Annotated in this window: 13 protein-coding genes; 9 read left to right on the top strand and 4 right to left on the bottom strand. The window is 27.9% G+C overall.

Features of this window, described 5'->3' with window-relative positions:
• The 4 genes from IR151_RS17080 to IR151_RS17065 all read right to left on the bottom strand — a co-directional run.
• Positions 1 to 184 (bottom strand): ABC transporter permease subunit (locus tag IR151_RS17080; RefSeq protein ID WP_413927371.1); only part of this gene is annotated, 184 nt, incomplete at its 3' end.
• A gap of 799 nt (positions 185 to 983) precedes the next feature.
• Positions 984 to 2,021, bottom strand: coding sequence for an ABC transporter substrate-binding protein (locus tag IR151_RS17075; protein WP_227436779.1), 1,038 nt, complete (start codon positions 2,019 to 2,021; stop codon positions 984 to 986).
• 153 nt (positions 2,022 to 2,174) lie between these two features.
• Positions 2,175 to 2,930: an ATP-binding cassette domain-containing protein gene (locus IR151_RS17070; RefSeq protein WP_227436777.1), complete on the bottom strand. Its 756-nt coding sequence runs from the start codon at positions 2,928 to 2,930 to the stop codon at positions 2,175 to 2,177.
• On the bottom strand, positions 2,931 to 3,818 hold the full coding sequence (locus IR151_RS17065; protein WP_227436775.1) for an ABC transporter permease subunit: 888 nt from the start codon (positions 3,816 to 3,818) through the stop codon (positions 2,931 to 2,933).
• Positions 3,819 to 4,634: 816 nt separating this feature from the next.
• Between IR151_RS17065 and IR151_RS17060 the strand changes: the two genes are divergently transcribed.
• The 9 genes from IR151_RS17060 (at position 4,635) to IR151_RS17020 (ending at position 17,622) form a co-directional block, all read left to right on the top strand.
• On the top strand, positions 4,635 to 6,221 hold the full coding sequence (locus IR151_RS17060; protein ID WP_227436773.1) for an NAD(P)H-hydrate dehydratase: 1,587 nt from the start codon (positions 4,635 to 4,637) through the stop codon (positions 6,219 to 6,221).
• A 189-nt stretch (positions 6,222 to 6,410) separates the two neighbouring features.
• Positions 6,411 to 6,857, top strand: a complete 447-nt coding sequence (locus IR151_RS17055) for an NfeD family protein (protein ID WP_227436772.1) — start codon at positions 6,411 to 6,413, stop codon at positions 6,855 to 6,857.
• A gap of 20 nt (positions 6,858 to 6,877) precedes the next feature.
• On the top strand, positions 6,878 to 7,921 hold the full coding sequence (locus IR151_RS17050; protein ID WP_227436770.1) for an SPFH domain-containing protein: 1,044 nt from the start codon (positions 6,878 to 6,880) through the stop codon (positions 7,919 to 7,921).
• 759 nt (positions 7,922 to 8,680) lie between these two features.
• Positions 8,681 to 9,841 (top strand): glucose-1-phosphate adenylyltransferase, encoded by a 1,161-nt coding sequence (locus IR151_RS17045; protein ID WP_227436768.1) that lies wholly within the window; start codon positions 8,681 to 8,683, stop codon positions 9,839 to 9,841.
• A gap of 1 nt (position 9,842) precedes the next feature.
• Positions 9,843 to 10,973 (top strand): glucose-1-phosphate adenylyltransferase subunit GlgD, encoded by a 1,131-nt coding sequence (glgD, locus tag IR151_RS17040; protein ID WP_227436767.1) that lies wholly within the window; start codon positions 9,843 to 9,845, stop codon positions 10,971 to 10,973.
• A 28-nt stretch (positions 10,974 to 11,001) separates the two neighbouring features.
• The gene (glgA, locus tag IR151_RS17035) at positions 11,002 to 12,444 is read left to right on the top strand and encodes a glycogen synthase GlgA (protein ID WP_227436765.1); all 1,443 of its coding nucleotides are present in this window, start codon (positions 11,002 to 11,004) and stop codon (positions 12,442 to 12,444) included.
• 13 nt (positions 12,445 to 12,457) lie between these two features.
• On the top strand, positions 12,458 to 14,878 hold the full coding sequence (locus IR151_RS17030; RefSeq protein ID WP_227436763.1) for a glycogen/starch/alpha-glucan phosphorylase: 2,421 nt from the start codon (positions 12,458 to 12,460) through the stop codon (positions 14,876 to 14,878).
• 6 nt (positions 14,879 to 14,884) lie between these two features.
• Positions 14,885 to 16,750, top strand: coding sequence for a glycoside hydrolase family 13 protein (locus tag IR151_RS17025; protein ID WP_227436761.1), 1,866 nt, complete (start codon positions 14,885 to 14,887; stop codon positions 16,748 to 16,750).
• Positions 16,751 to 16,983: 233 nt separating this feature from the next.
• The gene (locus IR151_RS17020) at positions 16,984 to 17,622 is read left to right on the top strand and encodes a GntR family transcriptional regulator (protein ID WP_227436760.1); all 639 of its coding nucleotides are present in this window, start codon (positions 16,984 to 16,986) and stop codon (positions 17,620 to 17,622) included.
• The last annotated feature ends 2 nt before the right edge of the window (positions 17,623 to 17,624 follow it).

The following is a 17,624-nucleotide window of genomic DNA, read 5'->3' as shown; positions in this document are numbered from 1 at the left end:
TTAAAGTTGCTACTATAGGAGAAATCCCATTAGTAAGAGAAAATGCTACAATAGAAGCTCCCATTGTGTAGCTACCATCAGCAGACATATCGGGAAAATCTAAGATTTTGTAAGTTATATAAACCCCTAGTGCCATGATTGATAAAATTAAACTTTGCGTCATTACAGATATAATACCTGACATAAATAAAACACTCCTTTAAAAATATTTTTATAATTTTAATTATTTGTTAATTTTGTATATAAAAAAACCACATAGTATAAACAACTATGTGGTAAAAACACGAATAAGCCACATAGTATAATCTATGTGGCTCTTATATAGTTAAATGAAAACTCTATAAACAATATAGCCTACATAGATACAATCCCAAAGTTTTGCTAGTCTTAAGGGGTCTGTATCTATGTTAAAACGTAGGTACAAACCCTAGAAATAGTGGCTATAGTAATAATAATATTTTTTATTGTTTAATAAAGTATTCATAATTATCTCTCCCTTTTAATATTTTAATTAGTCAGAAAATTATATGTATTCTTGACTTGTTATAAATTATAAATTATACAATAATAAAAGTCAACTACTAAATTTAATTAAGATACTACATAGTGTATACTTAGACTTTTCAAAAGAGAATATATCAATTGAAAAAAACGTTATCCTAAACTTGTGGATTGAATGGAAATTTTGTGAAAAAATATTTAATTAAAGAAAAATATGGAATGAAGATAAAGCTGTAGATATTAAAATTTATAAAAAAAAGCTGTCTAAGAAATTTAAATTTCTATTTAGACAGCTCAAATAATGATTAGAAAGTTATATAACTTTCATAATGTGTCGTCAAAATAGACGACTTTATGGAAAATGAATAACTTTATATGCAATAAATTGCTACAATAAGTACAATTTTCAAAGGGTTAGGGTGGATAAGAGTACTTACTATATAAAGTTTTCATATTACCTACTTTTTTGAATTTACTACATTTTACTCTGCAGATTTTGCATTTTTATCTGACTTTATATACTTTATATTATCTGCTGATAGCTTTTGCATGTCAAGTGCTTTTAGTGTATCTTCATTGATTATTATTTCAGTTTCATCTAACATAGCAACAGGTATATCACCAACAGGTTTACCCTCTAACACTTCAATAGCAAGTTCTCCAGCCTTGTAACCTAGTTTTTCGTAGTCTATCCCACAACAAGCTAAAGCACCAGATGATACAGAGCCTTCTTCAGAAGCTATTATAGGTATTTTGTTTTCGTTAGCTACTTTAGAAACTATAGGCATAGAAGAAACTATTAAATTATCAGTAGGAACATATAAAACATCTATTTTGCCAACTAAACTAGAAATAGCTTGATTAACTTCACTTGAAGAACTGATTCCTTTTTCAACAACTTCATAATTATTTTTCTTAGCATAATCATGTAGAGAATCAACTTGTATTTTTGAATTAACTTCACTAGTATTGTATATAACGCCTATTTTCTTTGCTTTTGGAGTTAAAGTTTTAACTAATTTAAGTGTTTTATCAATTGAAAGATAATCTGATGTACCTGAAACATTTCCACCTGGTTTTTCAAGAGATTTAACCAAGCCAGCCTCTACAGGGTCTGTAACAGCAGTCATTATTATAGGTATATCTTTAGTAGCATTATAAGCTGCTTGAGCTGAAGGTGTAGATATAGCATATATCAAATCTTTTTTATCAGATACGAATTTACTTGCAATACTTTGTGTAGTAGGCATATCATTTTGTGCATTTTGGAAGTCTATTTTTATATTATCTCCATCCTTATAACCTTTATCTTCTAGTGCTTTTATGAATCCCTGTTTTGCCTTATCTAAAGATGGATGCTCTACTAATTGAGTGATTCCTATATTTTTTATTTCTTTCTTGTCTGTTTTTTCATTGTCTTTTGAAGCATCTGAGCCTCCATTTTGAGAACATCCAGTGAGCATAGATATTCCAAGAGTACCAGCTAAAATTAAACTTACCAATCTTTTTTTATTAATCATTTTTATATCCCCCTCGAAAATTTTATTGTTATATATGTTCATATATTCATATGAATTATTGTAGTATTGCTAAAAATATTATGACTTTAAAATTATTTTATAAATAAACTAATTTGTAACTAAGCTAAAATTAAATTATCATAATACATACTTTTAAACAGCATATTCAAATTTTTCTAAGATTTCTTCAACTGTTAATTCTTCTTTTTCTTTTCCCTTTACATCTAAGACAACTTCACCTTTATGGAGCATAATTAATCTATCTCCATATTGAAGTGCATGCTTTAAGTTGTGAGTTACCATAAGTGTAGTTATATTTTTTTCTCTTATAATTTTATCAGTTAATTCAATTACTTCATTTGATGTCTTTGGGTCAAGTGCTGCTGTATGCTCATCTAATAATAGAACCTTAGGGCTTGCTAAACTAGACATAATTAGTGAAAGTGATTGTCTTTGACCTCCTGAAAGATATTGTACTTTGATATCTAAGTATTTTTTTAAATCTAGAGAAATTCCTTCAAGTAAGTGTTCTAAGTCATTTGTTTTATGACGGAGACATCTTTTTAAATTTAGCAATTTCCCCTTATTAAGAGCCAAAGATAAATTTTCTCTAACTGTCATAGAAGGACAAGTTCCTAAGCTTGGGTCTTGAAAAACTCTACTTACTATTTGAGTTCTTTTGTGTTCAGCTAAATTTGTTATATTAGTATTACCTAGAGTGATTTCACCAGAAGATTCTTTTAATAATCCCGATATTATATTTAATAAAGTAGATTTACCAGTTCCATTACTACCTATGATACTTACAAATTCACCGTCTTCTATACTAAGGGATAAATTTTCAAATATAGTATTAGGTTGACCGTATGGATTTGGGAAACTCTTTGAAAGATTTTTAATTTGTAACATCTATAACACCTCTTTTTTCAGATTTATTTTTGGTACTAGCCTTGCACTTGTTTTTTTTAGTGAGATATTTAAGTTACCAGTAGCTAAGAAAGCTATTATAACTATGGCAGTTATTAGTTTTAAATCAGTTGATAACATACCTAAACTCATTGCAAAGTATATAGTGAATTGGTATATGAAAGAACCAACAATTATTGCAGTAGTATTTTTAATAAAAGTAAATTTCTTAAATAATGTAATACCAATTATGATAGATGCAATTCCAAGTACTAAAGTTCCGATACCCATATTTACGTCTGAGAATCCTAAGAATTGAGCCATCAAACTACCAGATAAAGCTATAAGTCCATTTGAAATCATAAGCCCTAATATTTTTATAGAACCAATGTTTATACCCAAAGATTTAATCATTTGAGAGTTGTCACCAACACCTTTTAGAGTGTATCCAAGACCTGTCTTTAAGAATAAATCTAAAAGCACTTTACAGATAAGTACAAATGCTAGAGCTAAAACTATAGGAGATATTTCTCCATTGAATAAATGCTTAAAACTAAATAGTGGGATATTTGATTTTCCCATTATTCTTAGGTTGATAGAGTAGAGCATTCCCATAACTAAAATACCAGAAAGTAAGTTAGATATTTTAAATTTAATGTGAAGTATACCAGTTACAAGACCAGCAATACAACCACATAAAATAGCCATTAAAGTTGCTACTATAGGAGAAATCCCATTAGTAAGAGAAAATGCTACAATAGAAGCTCCCATTGTGTAGCTACCATCAGCAGACATATCGGGAAAATCTAAGATTTTGTAAGTTATATAAACCCCCAGTGCCATGATTGATAAAATTAAACTTTGCGTCATTACAGATATAATACCTGACATAAATAAAACACCCCTTTGAAAATATTTTAAAATAATTTTTTAAATCTAATTGAAAATTAAATTTTGGATATAAAAAAACCACACAGTACATATAACTGTATGGCAAAAACACGAATAAGCCACACAGTATAATCCATGTGGCTCTCTATAATATGATGATAAAATAAAAACTTTAACAACAATCACTATAGCCAACATAGATACAATCCTTAAAAATGGTAATCCTAAGGGGTCTGTATCTATGTTATGACAATTTGTCTTAACTTAGCTACAAACCCTAACTAAATTGGCTACTAAAAAATCGTACTTGTTTGTTTAATAAAGTCTTCATATTTACCTCTCCTTTTAATTTAATAATTTTGAAAATTTTGTTTTATATTTTGTATAGTAATTAGTTTAATACAGTAAAAAATAAAAGTCAACAATAAATTTTGAAAAATTATTAAATTATCAGAAAATTGAGTTCGAATAAAAAAAGTTTTATGTATAGGATTGGGTAGTTTTCTTAAATTTTAATTTATAAATAAAAATTAAAATTCATTTGGATTTTAGAAACAAATTGAGCAAAAGGTAAACTTTTTATAGAATTAATGAAAATAGATTTTGAAGTAATATAATGACCAAAATTATATGATATAATAAATTGAATGATTATTTCAATTCAGAATTTTTATTATTTTTTTAATTATTTTTAGGAATCTTATTTTTGATGTTTTTAGTCAAGATGTTTACAAGATTAAAAAGACTTCAGTAGATATTTATATGTTTTTATTTAAATATTTTAGGAAGTATTTAATTTTATAGGAGTGATGATATGTGTTGATAGGTACAGCGAATTTAAGTAGAAGTGTTGATAATGCATGCGTAGAAGAATTGGGAATTCCAATGATTGTATTGATGGAAAATGCAGTAATATCTGCAATGAGAAACATGGATATAGATATATATAATGATTATACAATTGTATGTGGTGTTGGAAATAATGGTGGAGATGGTCTTGGAATAGCAAGACATTTAAAGCTAAAAGAAAAAAATGTAAATGTCTTTTTAATTGGTAATATCAAGAAACTAAGTGAATGTTCTAAAATCAATTATAATATACTTTTAAATATGGGGATTAATATTATAAATATTGATAAAAATGATTTAAGTGAGGAATATAATGACTATATAAATAAAAATAAAGTAGATAAAATTATTGAAACAGAAAAACAGAGTATAATTAAAAATAAAAATTTAACAATGTTTAAGGAAGCAGTATCTAAAAGTGATGTTGTAATAGATGCAATATTTGGAACAGGACTAAAGAGAGAAATAACTGGTATTTTTAAAGAAGTAATTGATATAGTAAATGATAACAGCAAAAATACATATTCTATAGATATACCATCTGGTATAGATAGTGACAAAGGAAGTATACTTGGAATTTGTATTAAAGCAAAAAAAACAATTAGTTTTGAGTTTTATAAAAGAGGTTTTTTAAATTATGATGTAAACTCACTTATTGGGGATGTAATTGTAGAAAAAATAGGTATTCCAGATTTTATTACAAGAAAATACCATAATGATGAATTCATAACTGATGAGAGTTTTGTAAAAAATAATATTAGAAGAAGAGATAAGAATGGATTTAAAAGTGATTTTGGAAAAGTATCTATAGTTGCAGGCTCAAAAGGATTTTATGGGGCTAGTTTCATAGCAACTGAATCTGCTGTTAAAAGTGGAAGTGGTCTTGTAACTTTGATTAGTAGTAAAGATGTACAAGAAAAAGTATCTATTAGACTCACTGAAGCAATGACTGTAAATTTTGAAGAAGAGAGAGTTGATAAACTATTGAGTTCTAGCAATGCAATTGGTTTTGGTCCAGGAATGGGAGATAATCACAAAACTTTTGAGAGATTACTTAGAGTAGTAGAAAACTCTAGTTGTCCAATAATATTGGATGCAGATGGATTAAATGTTATGAAGGATAGATGCTATAAGTTTTTAGAGTGGAAAAATAAGTTTGTAATTACTCCACATCTGGGAGAAATGGCCAGGTTGACAGGTGACTCAATTGGGTATATAAGAGAACATAGAGTAGATGTGGCGAAAGAATTTGCTCAAAAATACAATGTAGTTGTCCTTTTAAAAGGATATCAAACTATCATAACAGATGGTAAAGAAACATATATGAATCCTACAGGAAATAGTTGTATGGCAACTGGTGGAATGGGAGACTGTTTACTTGGTATGATTACTTCTTTTGTAGGTCAAGGTATGGATATACTTGAAGCTACAGTGAGTGGAGCATATGTACATGGTTATATAGGAGATAAGTTAGGAAAAAGTATGTATACAGTAAATGCAACAGATTTAATAAGTAACATTTCGTTAACAATGAACAAGTTTTTGATTATTTAATTACTAATATTTGATACTACTTTGTAACAACTTTAACAAAGTATGCTGATATAATACTATTAAATTAATCTCAAATTGACTTATTTTATTGGTTTTTGGTTGATTGTTTAAAATCATATTCAAATATATTGTATAAAGAATATGATTTATATAGTGTTTGATAATTCATATGAAAAGAGGGTAGATAGTATGAAGTTGATATGGTTAATAGTAGCAGTCTTATTTGGAATAGCAGAAATGTTGACTCCAAGCTTAACACTAATATGGTTTAGTGTGGGAGCAGTAATACTTATATTTTTAAGTACTTTTATAAAGAGTATATTTTTACAAGTTTTAATATTTGCTGTAATTTCTATAGCTATGTTAGTTGTAGCTACTAAGAAAATTGTAAAAAAAGATAAAACTTATAAATCTAATACCAATTTACAAGCAATGATATCTAAAAAAGGTGTTGTTACAGAGGAAATTTCTCCAAATCAAACTGGTTTAGTTGTAGTTGAACATGAAACATGGACTGCTATTTCTATAGATGATGAAAAGATTGATAAGGGTTCTACAGTAGAAGTATTAAAAATAGAAGGGGTAAAACTAGTTGTTAAAAAAGTAAATTCTGCAACTAGTGTGACGAATCAATAAAATAAAAGGAGGATATATTTATGGGCATGAAAGTTGTTTTAAGTATTGTATTAATAATAGTAGTAGTAGCAATAAGTTTAACTTGTATAAGAGTAATAAAACAATCTAAAGTAGGTATAATAATGCGACTTGGTAAGTTTCAAAAAGTGGCTGAAACAGGAGTACATTTCTTGATACCATTTTTAGATAAAATGGCATATGTGATTGACTTGAGAGAAATTGTAATAGATTTCCCACCTCAGCCAGTTATAACTAAAGATAATGTAACTATGCAGATTGATACAGTTGTATATTATAAAGTTACAGACCCAGTTAGATATGTATTTGAAATAGCAAATCCAATAGCTGCTATTGAAAATCTAACAGCTACAACTTTAAGAAATATAATTGGTGAACTTGATTTAGATGAAACACTAACATCAAGAGATATAATAAATGTAAAAATGAGAACAATCCTTGATGAAGCAACAGATAAATGGGGAATAAAAGTAAATAGAGTAGAGTTAAAGAACATAATGCCTCCTCATGATATTCAAGTTGCGATGGAAAAGCAAATGAGAGCGGAAAGAGAAAGAAGAGAAGCAATACTTCAAGCAGAAGGTAATAAGTCAGCTGCTATATTACAAGCAGAAGGAGAAAAACAATCTGCTATATTAACAGCAGAAGCAAGAAAAGAAGCTATGGTACGTGTAGCAGAAGGAGAAAAAGAGTCTGCTATATTGGTAGCAGAAGGTGAAGCTGAGGCTATAAGACAAACAGCTATTGCTAAAGCACAAGGTGAAGCTGAAATGATTAAAAGAACTCAAATGGCTACTGCAGAAGGTTTGAAATTAGTATTTTCAGCTATGAAAGAGTCTGACATTGACAATAATATCTTAGCATTAAAATCTATGGAAGCACTTGAAAAAATGGCTGAAGGTAAGTCAACAAAATTGGTTTTACCTTCAGAAGCAGTTAATTTCTTAGGAACATTCAAAGGAATAAAAGAAGTCATGAGTGATGATAAAAATGATATATTAGATGTAAAAGATGCATTTAGTGGAAATGATTCATTAAAAAAATAAAAGAGTTTTTTTATAGTAGGAAGGAAATGGAAATTAAATGTCGAATTAATTAAATATAGTATAGAATGCACATTGAAAAGAAGAAGACTTATAGTTTTTTAGGTCTTCTTCTTTGTTTTTATTTATAAAACGCGATTTTAAAAATAAATTAACAGAATTTTTATACAATTTACCCTTTACTAATGTAAAAAGTGTTATATAATATTAAATAAAACATATAGGAAAAGAAAGTAACTTTAATTTGGATATTTATATTGATAACATATATAGTTATAAAAATATCAAACATAATGAATATGTCTAACAATAGAACTAAAATTTTATAATTCACTGATTTAATCATAGATGAGCAAATAACAAAAAATAAAATTAACTAGTAATTATTTAAAGATTTTTAGATAATCATGTCATATTATGTTCTATTATTATCAAATCAAAAAAGCATAAAAATTTAAGTATGTTTGTATGATATAAATTGATTTATAAAAAATATTTTTTATATCTATAAAATAAATGTTTATATTATTTTCTAACTAGGAATTGAATATTATAAGTACTATAGCACTTATGGAAAATAATGTATACTTCAATAAAGTAATTATGGGGTATACATTATAGAAATTGTATAGTTTATATTATTTTACTCTTATTACATTATCATTTGGGCAAAATTTATACACAACATTTATTGACTAAAAGTTTATAAAGGTAAAAATGCAATTATAAATATTAATTACTAGATGAGGGGAGTGTCATTAAATGAAAAAAGAGATGTTAGCTATGATTTTGGCAGGGGGGCAAGGTTCAAGACTTGGAGTTTTCACAAAGAGAATTGCAAAACCAGCTGTATCATTTGGAGGAAAGTACAGAATTATTGACTTTGTTTTAAGTAATTGTTCAAATTCTGGTATAGATACTGTAGGTGTTTTAACTCAATATAGACCACTGATATTAAATTCTCATATAGGTATGGGAAGTCATTGGGATTTAGACAGAATAAATGGTGGAGTATATGTATTACAACCATTTATGAATGAAAAAGAGGGAAATTGGTATAATGGTACAGCACATGCTATATATCAGAATATGGATTTTGTAGATACCTATAATCCAGAATATGTATTAATATTATCTGGTGACCATATATATAAGATGGATTATAGTAAAATGCTAAAATTTCATAAAGAAAAAGGCTCTAAGGCTACGATTGCAGTAATTGAAGTACCTTGGGATGAAGCTTCTAGATTTGGCATAATGAATACAAATGAAGATTCAAGTATTTATGAATTTGAAGAAAAGCCAGGTGAACCTAAAAGTAATTTGGCATCTATGGGAGTATACATATTTGATTGGAAAATGTTGAGAAGTTATTTTAAAGAAGCAGAAAAAAATTCAGATATAAATTATGATGATTTTGGAAAGAATTTAATACCTAAAATGTTAGAGGATAATGTTGGAATGTATGCATATCCATTTAAGGGGTATTGGAGAGACGTAGGAACTATACAAAGTTTATGGGATGCAAATATGGATATAATTAAATCTCCAGAAACACTGGATTTATCAGACCCTAAATGGAAGATATATACAAATACAATGGCAATGCCTCCTCAATATATAGGCAAAAGTGCAAATGTTCATAGATCAATGATAGCTGATGGTTGTAGAATTTTAGGAGAAGTAGGAAACTCTGTATTATCACATGGAGTTGTTGTTGGAAAAGGAAGTAAAGTAATTGATTCAGTAATCATGCCAAATGTTGTAATAGGAGAAAATGTAACTATAGAAAAAGCTATGATAGGTGAATGTGCAACTATAAATGACAATGTTCAGATAAAAAATGTAAATAATGAGATAAATGTAGTTTCTGAATATGAAAATATAGAGCCTAGATGCGTATTAATAGAAGGAGGTCTTTAAGATGAGAAATGAATGTTTAGGTATAATAAATTTAAACAAAAAAGGAGACCCTGCAATAAATAAACTTAATTATGGAAGACCGATAGCTTCTACACCAATAGCTGGAAGATATAGAATAATAGACTTTGCTCTATCTAATATGATAAATTCAGGAATCACAAAAGTTGGAATATTCGCAAAAGAAAAGTATAGATCATTGACAGACCATATAGGTAGTGGAAAAGATTGGGATTTAAGTAGAAAAAAGGGCGGTTTATCAATTTTTAGCCCAGAAAATACTAAGTATAGAAATACTTACTCACATAGAGAAGGAGATATATACACAATACTAGCTAATCTTGATTATATAGAGAAAAGTGAAGAAGAATACATTTTAATAGCTCCAAGTTATATGTTATGTAACCTAGATTACTCTCAGGCTTTGGAGTACCATAAAAAATCTCATAATGATATAACTATAATATATAAAAATGTAAACAATGCAAATAAAGATTTTGCTGGTAATCTAACCTTAAACTTAGATAGTAATAACAGAGTAATAAATGTAGGAAATAATTTAGGAAAATTCCCTAGAGCAAATATATGTATGGAAACATATATTATGAAACGTGAAGATTTTGTAGAATGTATATATAATATTGTAAATAAAGGGAATTATTGTTATTTAGAAGAGTTCATTGTTGAAGAAGCAGAAAATATGAAAATAGGAGCTTATGAGTATACAGGATATTTGAAATGTGTAAATTCTGTTGAATCATATTTTCAAATGAGCAAAGATTTATTAGAAATAGAAGTGGCTGATGAATTACTGTATTCTGAAAGAAAAATATTTACTAAAGAAAAGAATGAGTCACCTACAATTTACACAGATAGTGCAAAGGTAGAAAATAGTTTTATAGCATCAGGTTGCTTAATAGAAGGTACTGTAAAAGATAGCATTATATTTAGAAAAGTTAATGTTGAAAAAGGAACAGTTATAGAAAACTCAATAGTAATGCAAAATTGTGTAATAAAGTCAAATGCAAAACTATATAATGCAATACTAGATAAAAATACAAGTGTATCAAAAGGAAAAGAGTTAAAAGGAGATGAAAAATATCCTATTGTAGTAGAAAAAAATACGAATATATAAAAATATTTTTTAGAAGGGGGAATAGCTAGTGAAGGTTTTTTATGTAACAGCAGAGTGTTGGCCCTTTGCTAAAACTGGAGGATTAGGAGATGTATCTTATGCATTGCCTAAAGAATTAAAAAAAGAAGGTGTAGATGTAAGGGTAGTAATGCCTAAATATTCAACTATACCAAGTTATTTAAAAGATCAATTAAAAGAAATAGCCGTTTTTAGTGTACGCGTTGGATGGAGAAATCAATATTGTGGTCTTTTAGAAATGGAACTAGATGGTGTTAAATTTTATTTTATAGACAATGAATTTTATTTTAGAAGAGAAGATGAGAGAAAGAGTATTTATGGGTATGGAGATGATGCAGAAAGATATACATTCTTTACAGATGCTGTCTTAGAAGCTATAAGTAGAATTGACTTTTATCCAGATGTAATACATATAAATGATTGGCACACAGGTATGTTACCATTAATTTTAAAAGAGAGATATGCAACCCTTGAGGGGTATAAAAATATAAAAACTATGTATACTATACATAATCTACAATATCAAGGTGTATTTGATAAGTATGTCTTAAATGATATATTAGATTTACCTGAAAAATATTTTGATAATGGAGATATAGAGTATTATGGTTCAATAAATTTTATGAAAGCTGGAATAAATTTTGCAGATAAAGTTATAACTGTTAGTCCTACTTATGCAAATGAGATACAAACATCTTTTTATGGAGAACAATTAGATGGTTTGCTTAGAAAGGAATCAGGCAAATTAAAAGGGATATTAAATGGCATAGATTATGACTTGAATAACCCTGAGAAAGATAAGGATATATTTGTCAATTACAATGTAAATTCTATTGAGAAAAAATTGGAAAATAAATTAAGATTACAAGATATATTAGGATTAAAAAAGGATTCATCTATTCCATTAATAGGGATAGTTTCAAGACTAGTTTCTCAAAAAGGATTTGATTTAATAGCCTATATGATGCCTGAGCTTATGAGGGAAGATTTACAAATTGTCATTTTAGGAACTGGGGAACATCAATATCAATCAATGTTTAATTATTATGATTCTAATTTTTCAGATAAAGTATCTGCTAGAATTACATTCAATGCATCGTTGGCTCAACAAATTTATGCTGCAAGTGATATATTCTTGATGCCATCACTATTTGAACCTTGTGGTATAGGTCAAATGCTAGCTATGAGATATGGTTCTTTACCAGTAGTTAGAGAAACTGGAGGACTTAAAGATACTGTAATACCTTACAATCAATTTACTGGAGAAGGTAATGGATTTAGTTTTAAAAATTACAATGCTCATGAGATGTTTTTCTGTTTGCAAAATGCAATTAAAGTTTTTAAAGATAAAGAAAAATGGATTAAAGTAGTTGAAAATGCAATGAATACTGATAATAGTTGGAAAAAATCAGCTAAGGAGTATATAGAAACATATAGAGACATATGTGATTAAAGGAGTGGTTTTTTTGGTAACAATAAGCAAAAAGAAATTCAAGCAAAAATTTGAAGTGAAAATGTATAGCTTATATGCACAGTCTATCAAGGAAGCTACTGATGAACAATTGTTAAATGTATTATGTAGTCTACTGAAAGATGAAATAGCAAAAAAATGGGTTGCTACGAAATTAGATAAGAAAAAAGAGGTTTATTATTTTAGTCTAGAGTTTTTAATAGGAAGACAATTAAAATCTAATTTACTAAATTTAAATATTGAAGAAGAAGTTAGAGAAGGATTACTAGAATTAGGAATTAACTTAGATGATTTAATCAAAGCTGAGGTAGACCCAGCTATAGGGAATGGTGGTCTTGGAAGATTAGCAGCATGTTTTTTAGATTCTATGGCATCTTTGAACATAAGTGGTCAAGGATATGGAATTAGATATAAATACGGTTTATTTGAACAAAAATTTGTAAATGGTTATCAGGTCGAAGTACCTGATAACTGGCTTACAGAAGGACGCTATGCATGGGAAACTGTAAGACCAAATGAAGCGACGATTGTAAAGTTTGGTGGAGAAGTAGAGTTGATTAAGGAGGGAAACCATTTAAAAGTAGTCCATAAAAACTATCTTCCTGTAATGGCAATGCCTTATGATATACCAATAATCGGATACCAGAATCAGTGTATCAATACTTTAAGATTATTTAAAAGTGAGATACCAAAAAGAGACTTTGGAGAACTTACTTCAAATGCTCTAAATTATTCAGGAAGTTATGAAGAGGCCCTAAAACACAAGTACTATACTGAAGAAATTTCACAGGTGTTGTATCCTGATGATTCAAATTATGCAGGAAAATTATTGAGACTGAAGCAAGAGTATTTCTTTGTAAGTGCAGGTGTACAAGATATAATAAGGAAGTATAAAAAGAATAAACTAAACATCAGTAATTTATTTGATAAGGTGGCAATTCATATAAATGATACACATCCTACCTTGTGTATACCAGAACTTATGAGAATTTTACTTGATGAAGAAGGCTTATCTTGGGATGAAGCATGGCAGATAACTAAAAAAACAGTATCTTATACTAATCATACTATAATGTCAGAAGCAATGGAAAAGTGGCCTGTAAGTATGATAAAAGAGTTATTACCAAGAATTTATATGATAATAGAAGAAATAAACAGAAGGTATGTAGAAGAATTAAATAATAAAGGATATGACCAAGATAAAATAAGGAGAATGAGTATAATAGACTGGGATAACATAAATATGGCAAATTTATGTATTGTAACAAGTCACAGTGTAAATGGAGTTGCTAAGCTTCATACTCAAATTCTTGAAACAGAAGTTTTAAAAGATTTTTATCAAGACGAACCAAATAAATTTAACAATAAAACTAATGGAATTGCACATAGACGATGGCTTATAAGTTCAAATCCGCAACTTAGCAATTTAATAACAGATTTAATTGGTGATTCATGGAAAACAGATACTTTACAGCTAAAGAATATTGAAAAATTTAAAAATGATTCTTCTGTTTTAAAAAGACTTGATGATATAAAATACAATAATAAAGTAAATTTAGCAAATTTTATAAATGATAAATACGATTTAAATATCGACCCTAATTCTATATTTGATGTTCAGGTTAAGAGGTTGCATGCTTATAAAAGGCAGCTATTGAATATTTTTAATGTACTCCATATGTATCATGAATTACTTGACAATCCTAATTTAAATATTGACCCAAGAACTTTTATATTTGGAGCAAAAGCTGCACCAGGATATTATTTAGCCAAGTGCATAATTAAATTTATAAATTCAGTTGCAAGTACTATAAATAATGATGTTAGAGTAAAGGACAAGTTAAAAGTCGTATTTATAGAGAATTATGGTGTATCATTAGCAGAGATAATAATACCAGCAGCAAATGTGAGTGAACAAATTTCAACGACAACAAAAGAAGCATCAGGAACAAGTAATATGAAGTTTATGATGAATGGTGCTATAACTTTAGCAACATTAGATGGTGCAAATGTAGAAATATGTGAACAAGTAGGAAAAGAAAATATGTTTTTATTTGGACTTAGTGCAGAGCAAGTACTTAATTATAATAAGTTTGGTGGATATTCTTCACTTGACTTGTATCATTCTAACATGGATATAAAAAGAGTAGTAGATGACTTAATAAATGGATTTATTCCTAACCTAGGTGAAGAAGGTAGAAGTATTTATAATTCACTTACCACTTACAATGATGAATACTTTGTATTGAGGGATTTTGAAAATTATGGGCAAGCTCAAGCAAATATAAACAAACTATATCGTGATAAAGAAAAATGGAATACAATGTCTTTGGTTAATATAGCTAATTCAGGATTTTTTTCTTCTGATAGAACAATTTCTGAATATGCAAAAGACATTTGGTTTAAAAGGGTGTGATTATAAATGCAAAACATAATAGAATATAACTCTTGGGATAAAAATTTTAAGGCTCCGTTTGGAGCTTTAAAATTTGATGAAGAATTGATGATTAATGTCAAAGTAAATGAAGGATATAATGTTGAGTCTATTTCCCTAGAAATAAACAAAGAAGATGAATCAAAAACAATAATTTTAAATGAAGAATTAAACAATAATACACTTAGAAAGTATTTTTATTGTAAGGTTGGAAAATTTGATACAACTGGTGTTTATTTTTATTATTTTAAAGTGATTGCTGAAATAAATGGTGAGAAAAAGACTGTATTCTATGGAAAGAATAGAGAAAATGGATACACTTGTGAATATAATTATAATGATATCAATAAATATCAAATTACTGTTTATAGAGACTTTAAAGTGCCAAACTGGTACAAAGAAGGAGTACTTTACCATATATTTGTAGATAGATTTAACAATGGAAATCGTAATGGGAAGGTTGATAATCCTAAAAAAAACAGCTTTATATATGGCAATTGGGACGATATACCTATGTACATAAAGGACAATAGAGGGGATATTATAAGATGGGATTTTCATGGTGGAAATTTAAGGGGAATAATTAATAAACTTGGGTATCTAAAAAAATTAGGAGTGAGTATATTATATCTGAGTCCTATATTTGAAGCTTCTAGTAATCACAAGTATGACACAGGAAATTATAAAAAGATTGACCCTATGTTTGGAGATGAAGATACATTTAAAGAATTAATTGATAAAGCAAAAGAAAAAGATATATCAATAGTACTTGATGGTGTTTTTAGTCACACTGGAGCAGATAGTAAGTATTTTAATATGTATGGAAATTATGATAGTTTAGGTGCATATCAATCAAAAGAATCACCATATTATTCATGGTATGTGTTTGAAGAATTTCCTCATAAATATAAAAGTTGGTGGGATATAAAGACCTTGCCAAATACAAATGAATTAGAAAAAAGCTATATGGATTATATAATATATGACAAGGATAGTGTCATAAACAAATGGATGAATATGGGGATTAAAGGATGGCGATTGGATGTTGCAGATGAACTGCCAACTGAGTTTATAAGAGAGCTGAGAAAGCAACTAAAAGAAGCTGATAATGACTCTATACTTATAGGGGAAGTATGGGAAGATGCCTCAAATAAGATTAGTTATGGTCAAAGGAGAAGCTATTTATTAGGTGAAGAATTAGATTCTGTTATGGGATATCCATTTAGAAATAATATGTTTTCATTTTTAAAAGGAGAAATTAATTCATATGAACTTAGCAATAAATATATGCAAATTAAAGAAAATTATCCAGAAGAATCATTTAAGTCTAATTTAAATTTAATTGGAACACATGATGTCACAAGAGCTAAAACTGAATTAAATAATGATATAGATTTGATGAAACTTGCTGTAGCTACGCAGATGACATTTGAAGGAGTACCATATATATACTATGGAGATGAGGCAGGTCTTTGTGGAGATGTAGACCCAGACAATAGAAGAACATATCCATGGAAAAATGAAGATGAAGATATGTTAAATTTTTATAAAAATATTATAAAAATCAGAAATAAAAATAAAATTTTAAGTTCTGGAGAAACAGAATTTATATATACTAAAAATGACAATGTGTTTGCATTTATAAGATTTAATGAATATAATGATAGGATACTGATTTTAATAAATAGAAGTAACAATCCTGAAAATATATCATTAAATATAGAAGGTAACTTTATAGAGGAAATACCTATAAAGTATAATCTTAAAAATATAAATAAAAATATACAGATAGAAAACAATGAATTAAAAATCCATATGGATTCTAAATCATTTATTATTTTTAGTGTATTTTAAGTATAATAATTTAAGTTAAAAATAAAAATGTAGCAAAAATTTTGATTTATCAAAGGTTTTGCTACATTTTTGTTTTAAATTATCATAAAAATTTTAGTATTTCAAAATATACAAAGAAGTGTAAAAAATATAGAAGTTATGATATTATATAGATAAGTAAGATAAAACAAAACCTCTCTACTGAAGTTGTAGGGAGATTTAACTTTTATAATCTTAATATGGAGGAGTGTCTTATGAAAGTAGATCCACTTACAACTCAAGTCTATGACTATATATCAAAAAAAATCCAAAATGGAGAGTATGAAGCTAATCAGAGAATTACTGAATCTGAAATTTGTAACTCTATTGGAGTTAGTAGAACACCAGCAAGGGAAGCACTAACGAGGTTGGCAGGTGAAAATTTACTAGAAAAGATACCTAATAAGGGATTTGTGGTAAAAGAGTTTCAGGAAAAGGAAAAACTAGACACATACTCTGTAATTGGTATGTTAGATGCGTTAGCAGGCTCTTCATCTTTAGAAAATTTAACTGAATCAGATTTAATAAAAATGGACGAGTTAACAGAAATGATGGCTATCTCTATAAAGTATAAAAATTACAATAACTACTTAAAACTAAGCAATGAATTTCACGATATATACATAGCAAAATCAGATAATCAGGTGTTAATAAATATGTTGAACTCTCTTAGATATAATTTTATGTCAAAGTCATATACTAGCGACAATGAAGAAGAATTGTATAAAATGCTAACTTACAGCAATAATCAACATATTGAGGCAGTGAAGTTTATGAGAGCAAAGGATTCAGAAAATGTTGAAGCAATTTTAAGAAAACATTGGAAAACGATACCTATAGCAGAGATGGAATAAGA

The organism is Clostridioides sp. ES-S-0006-03 (assembly GCF_020662275.1).
In the GTDB taxonomy this organism is placed as follows: Bacteria; Bacillota; Clostridia; order Peptostreptococcales; family Peptostreptococcaceae; genus Clostridioides.
This window is presented reverse-complemented; position numbering and strand designations above follow the sequence as displayed.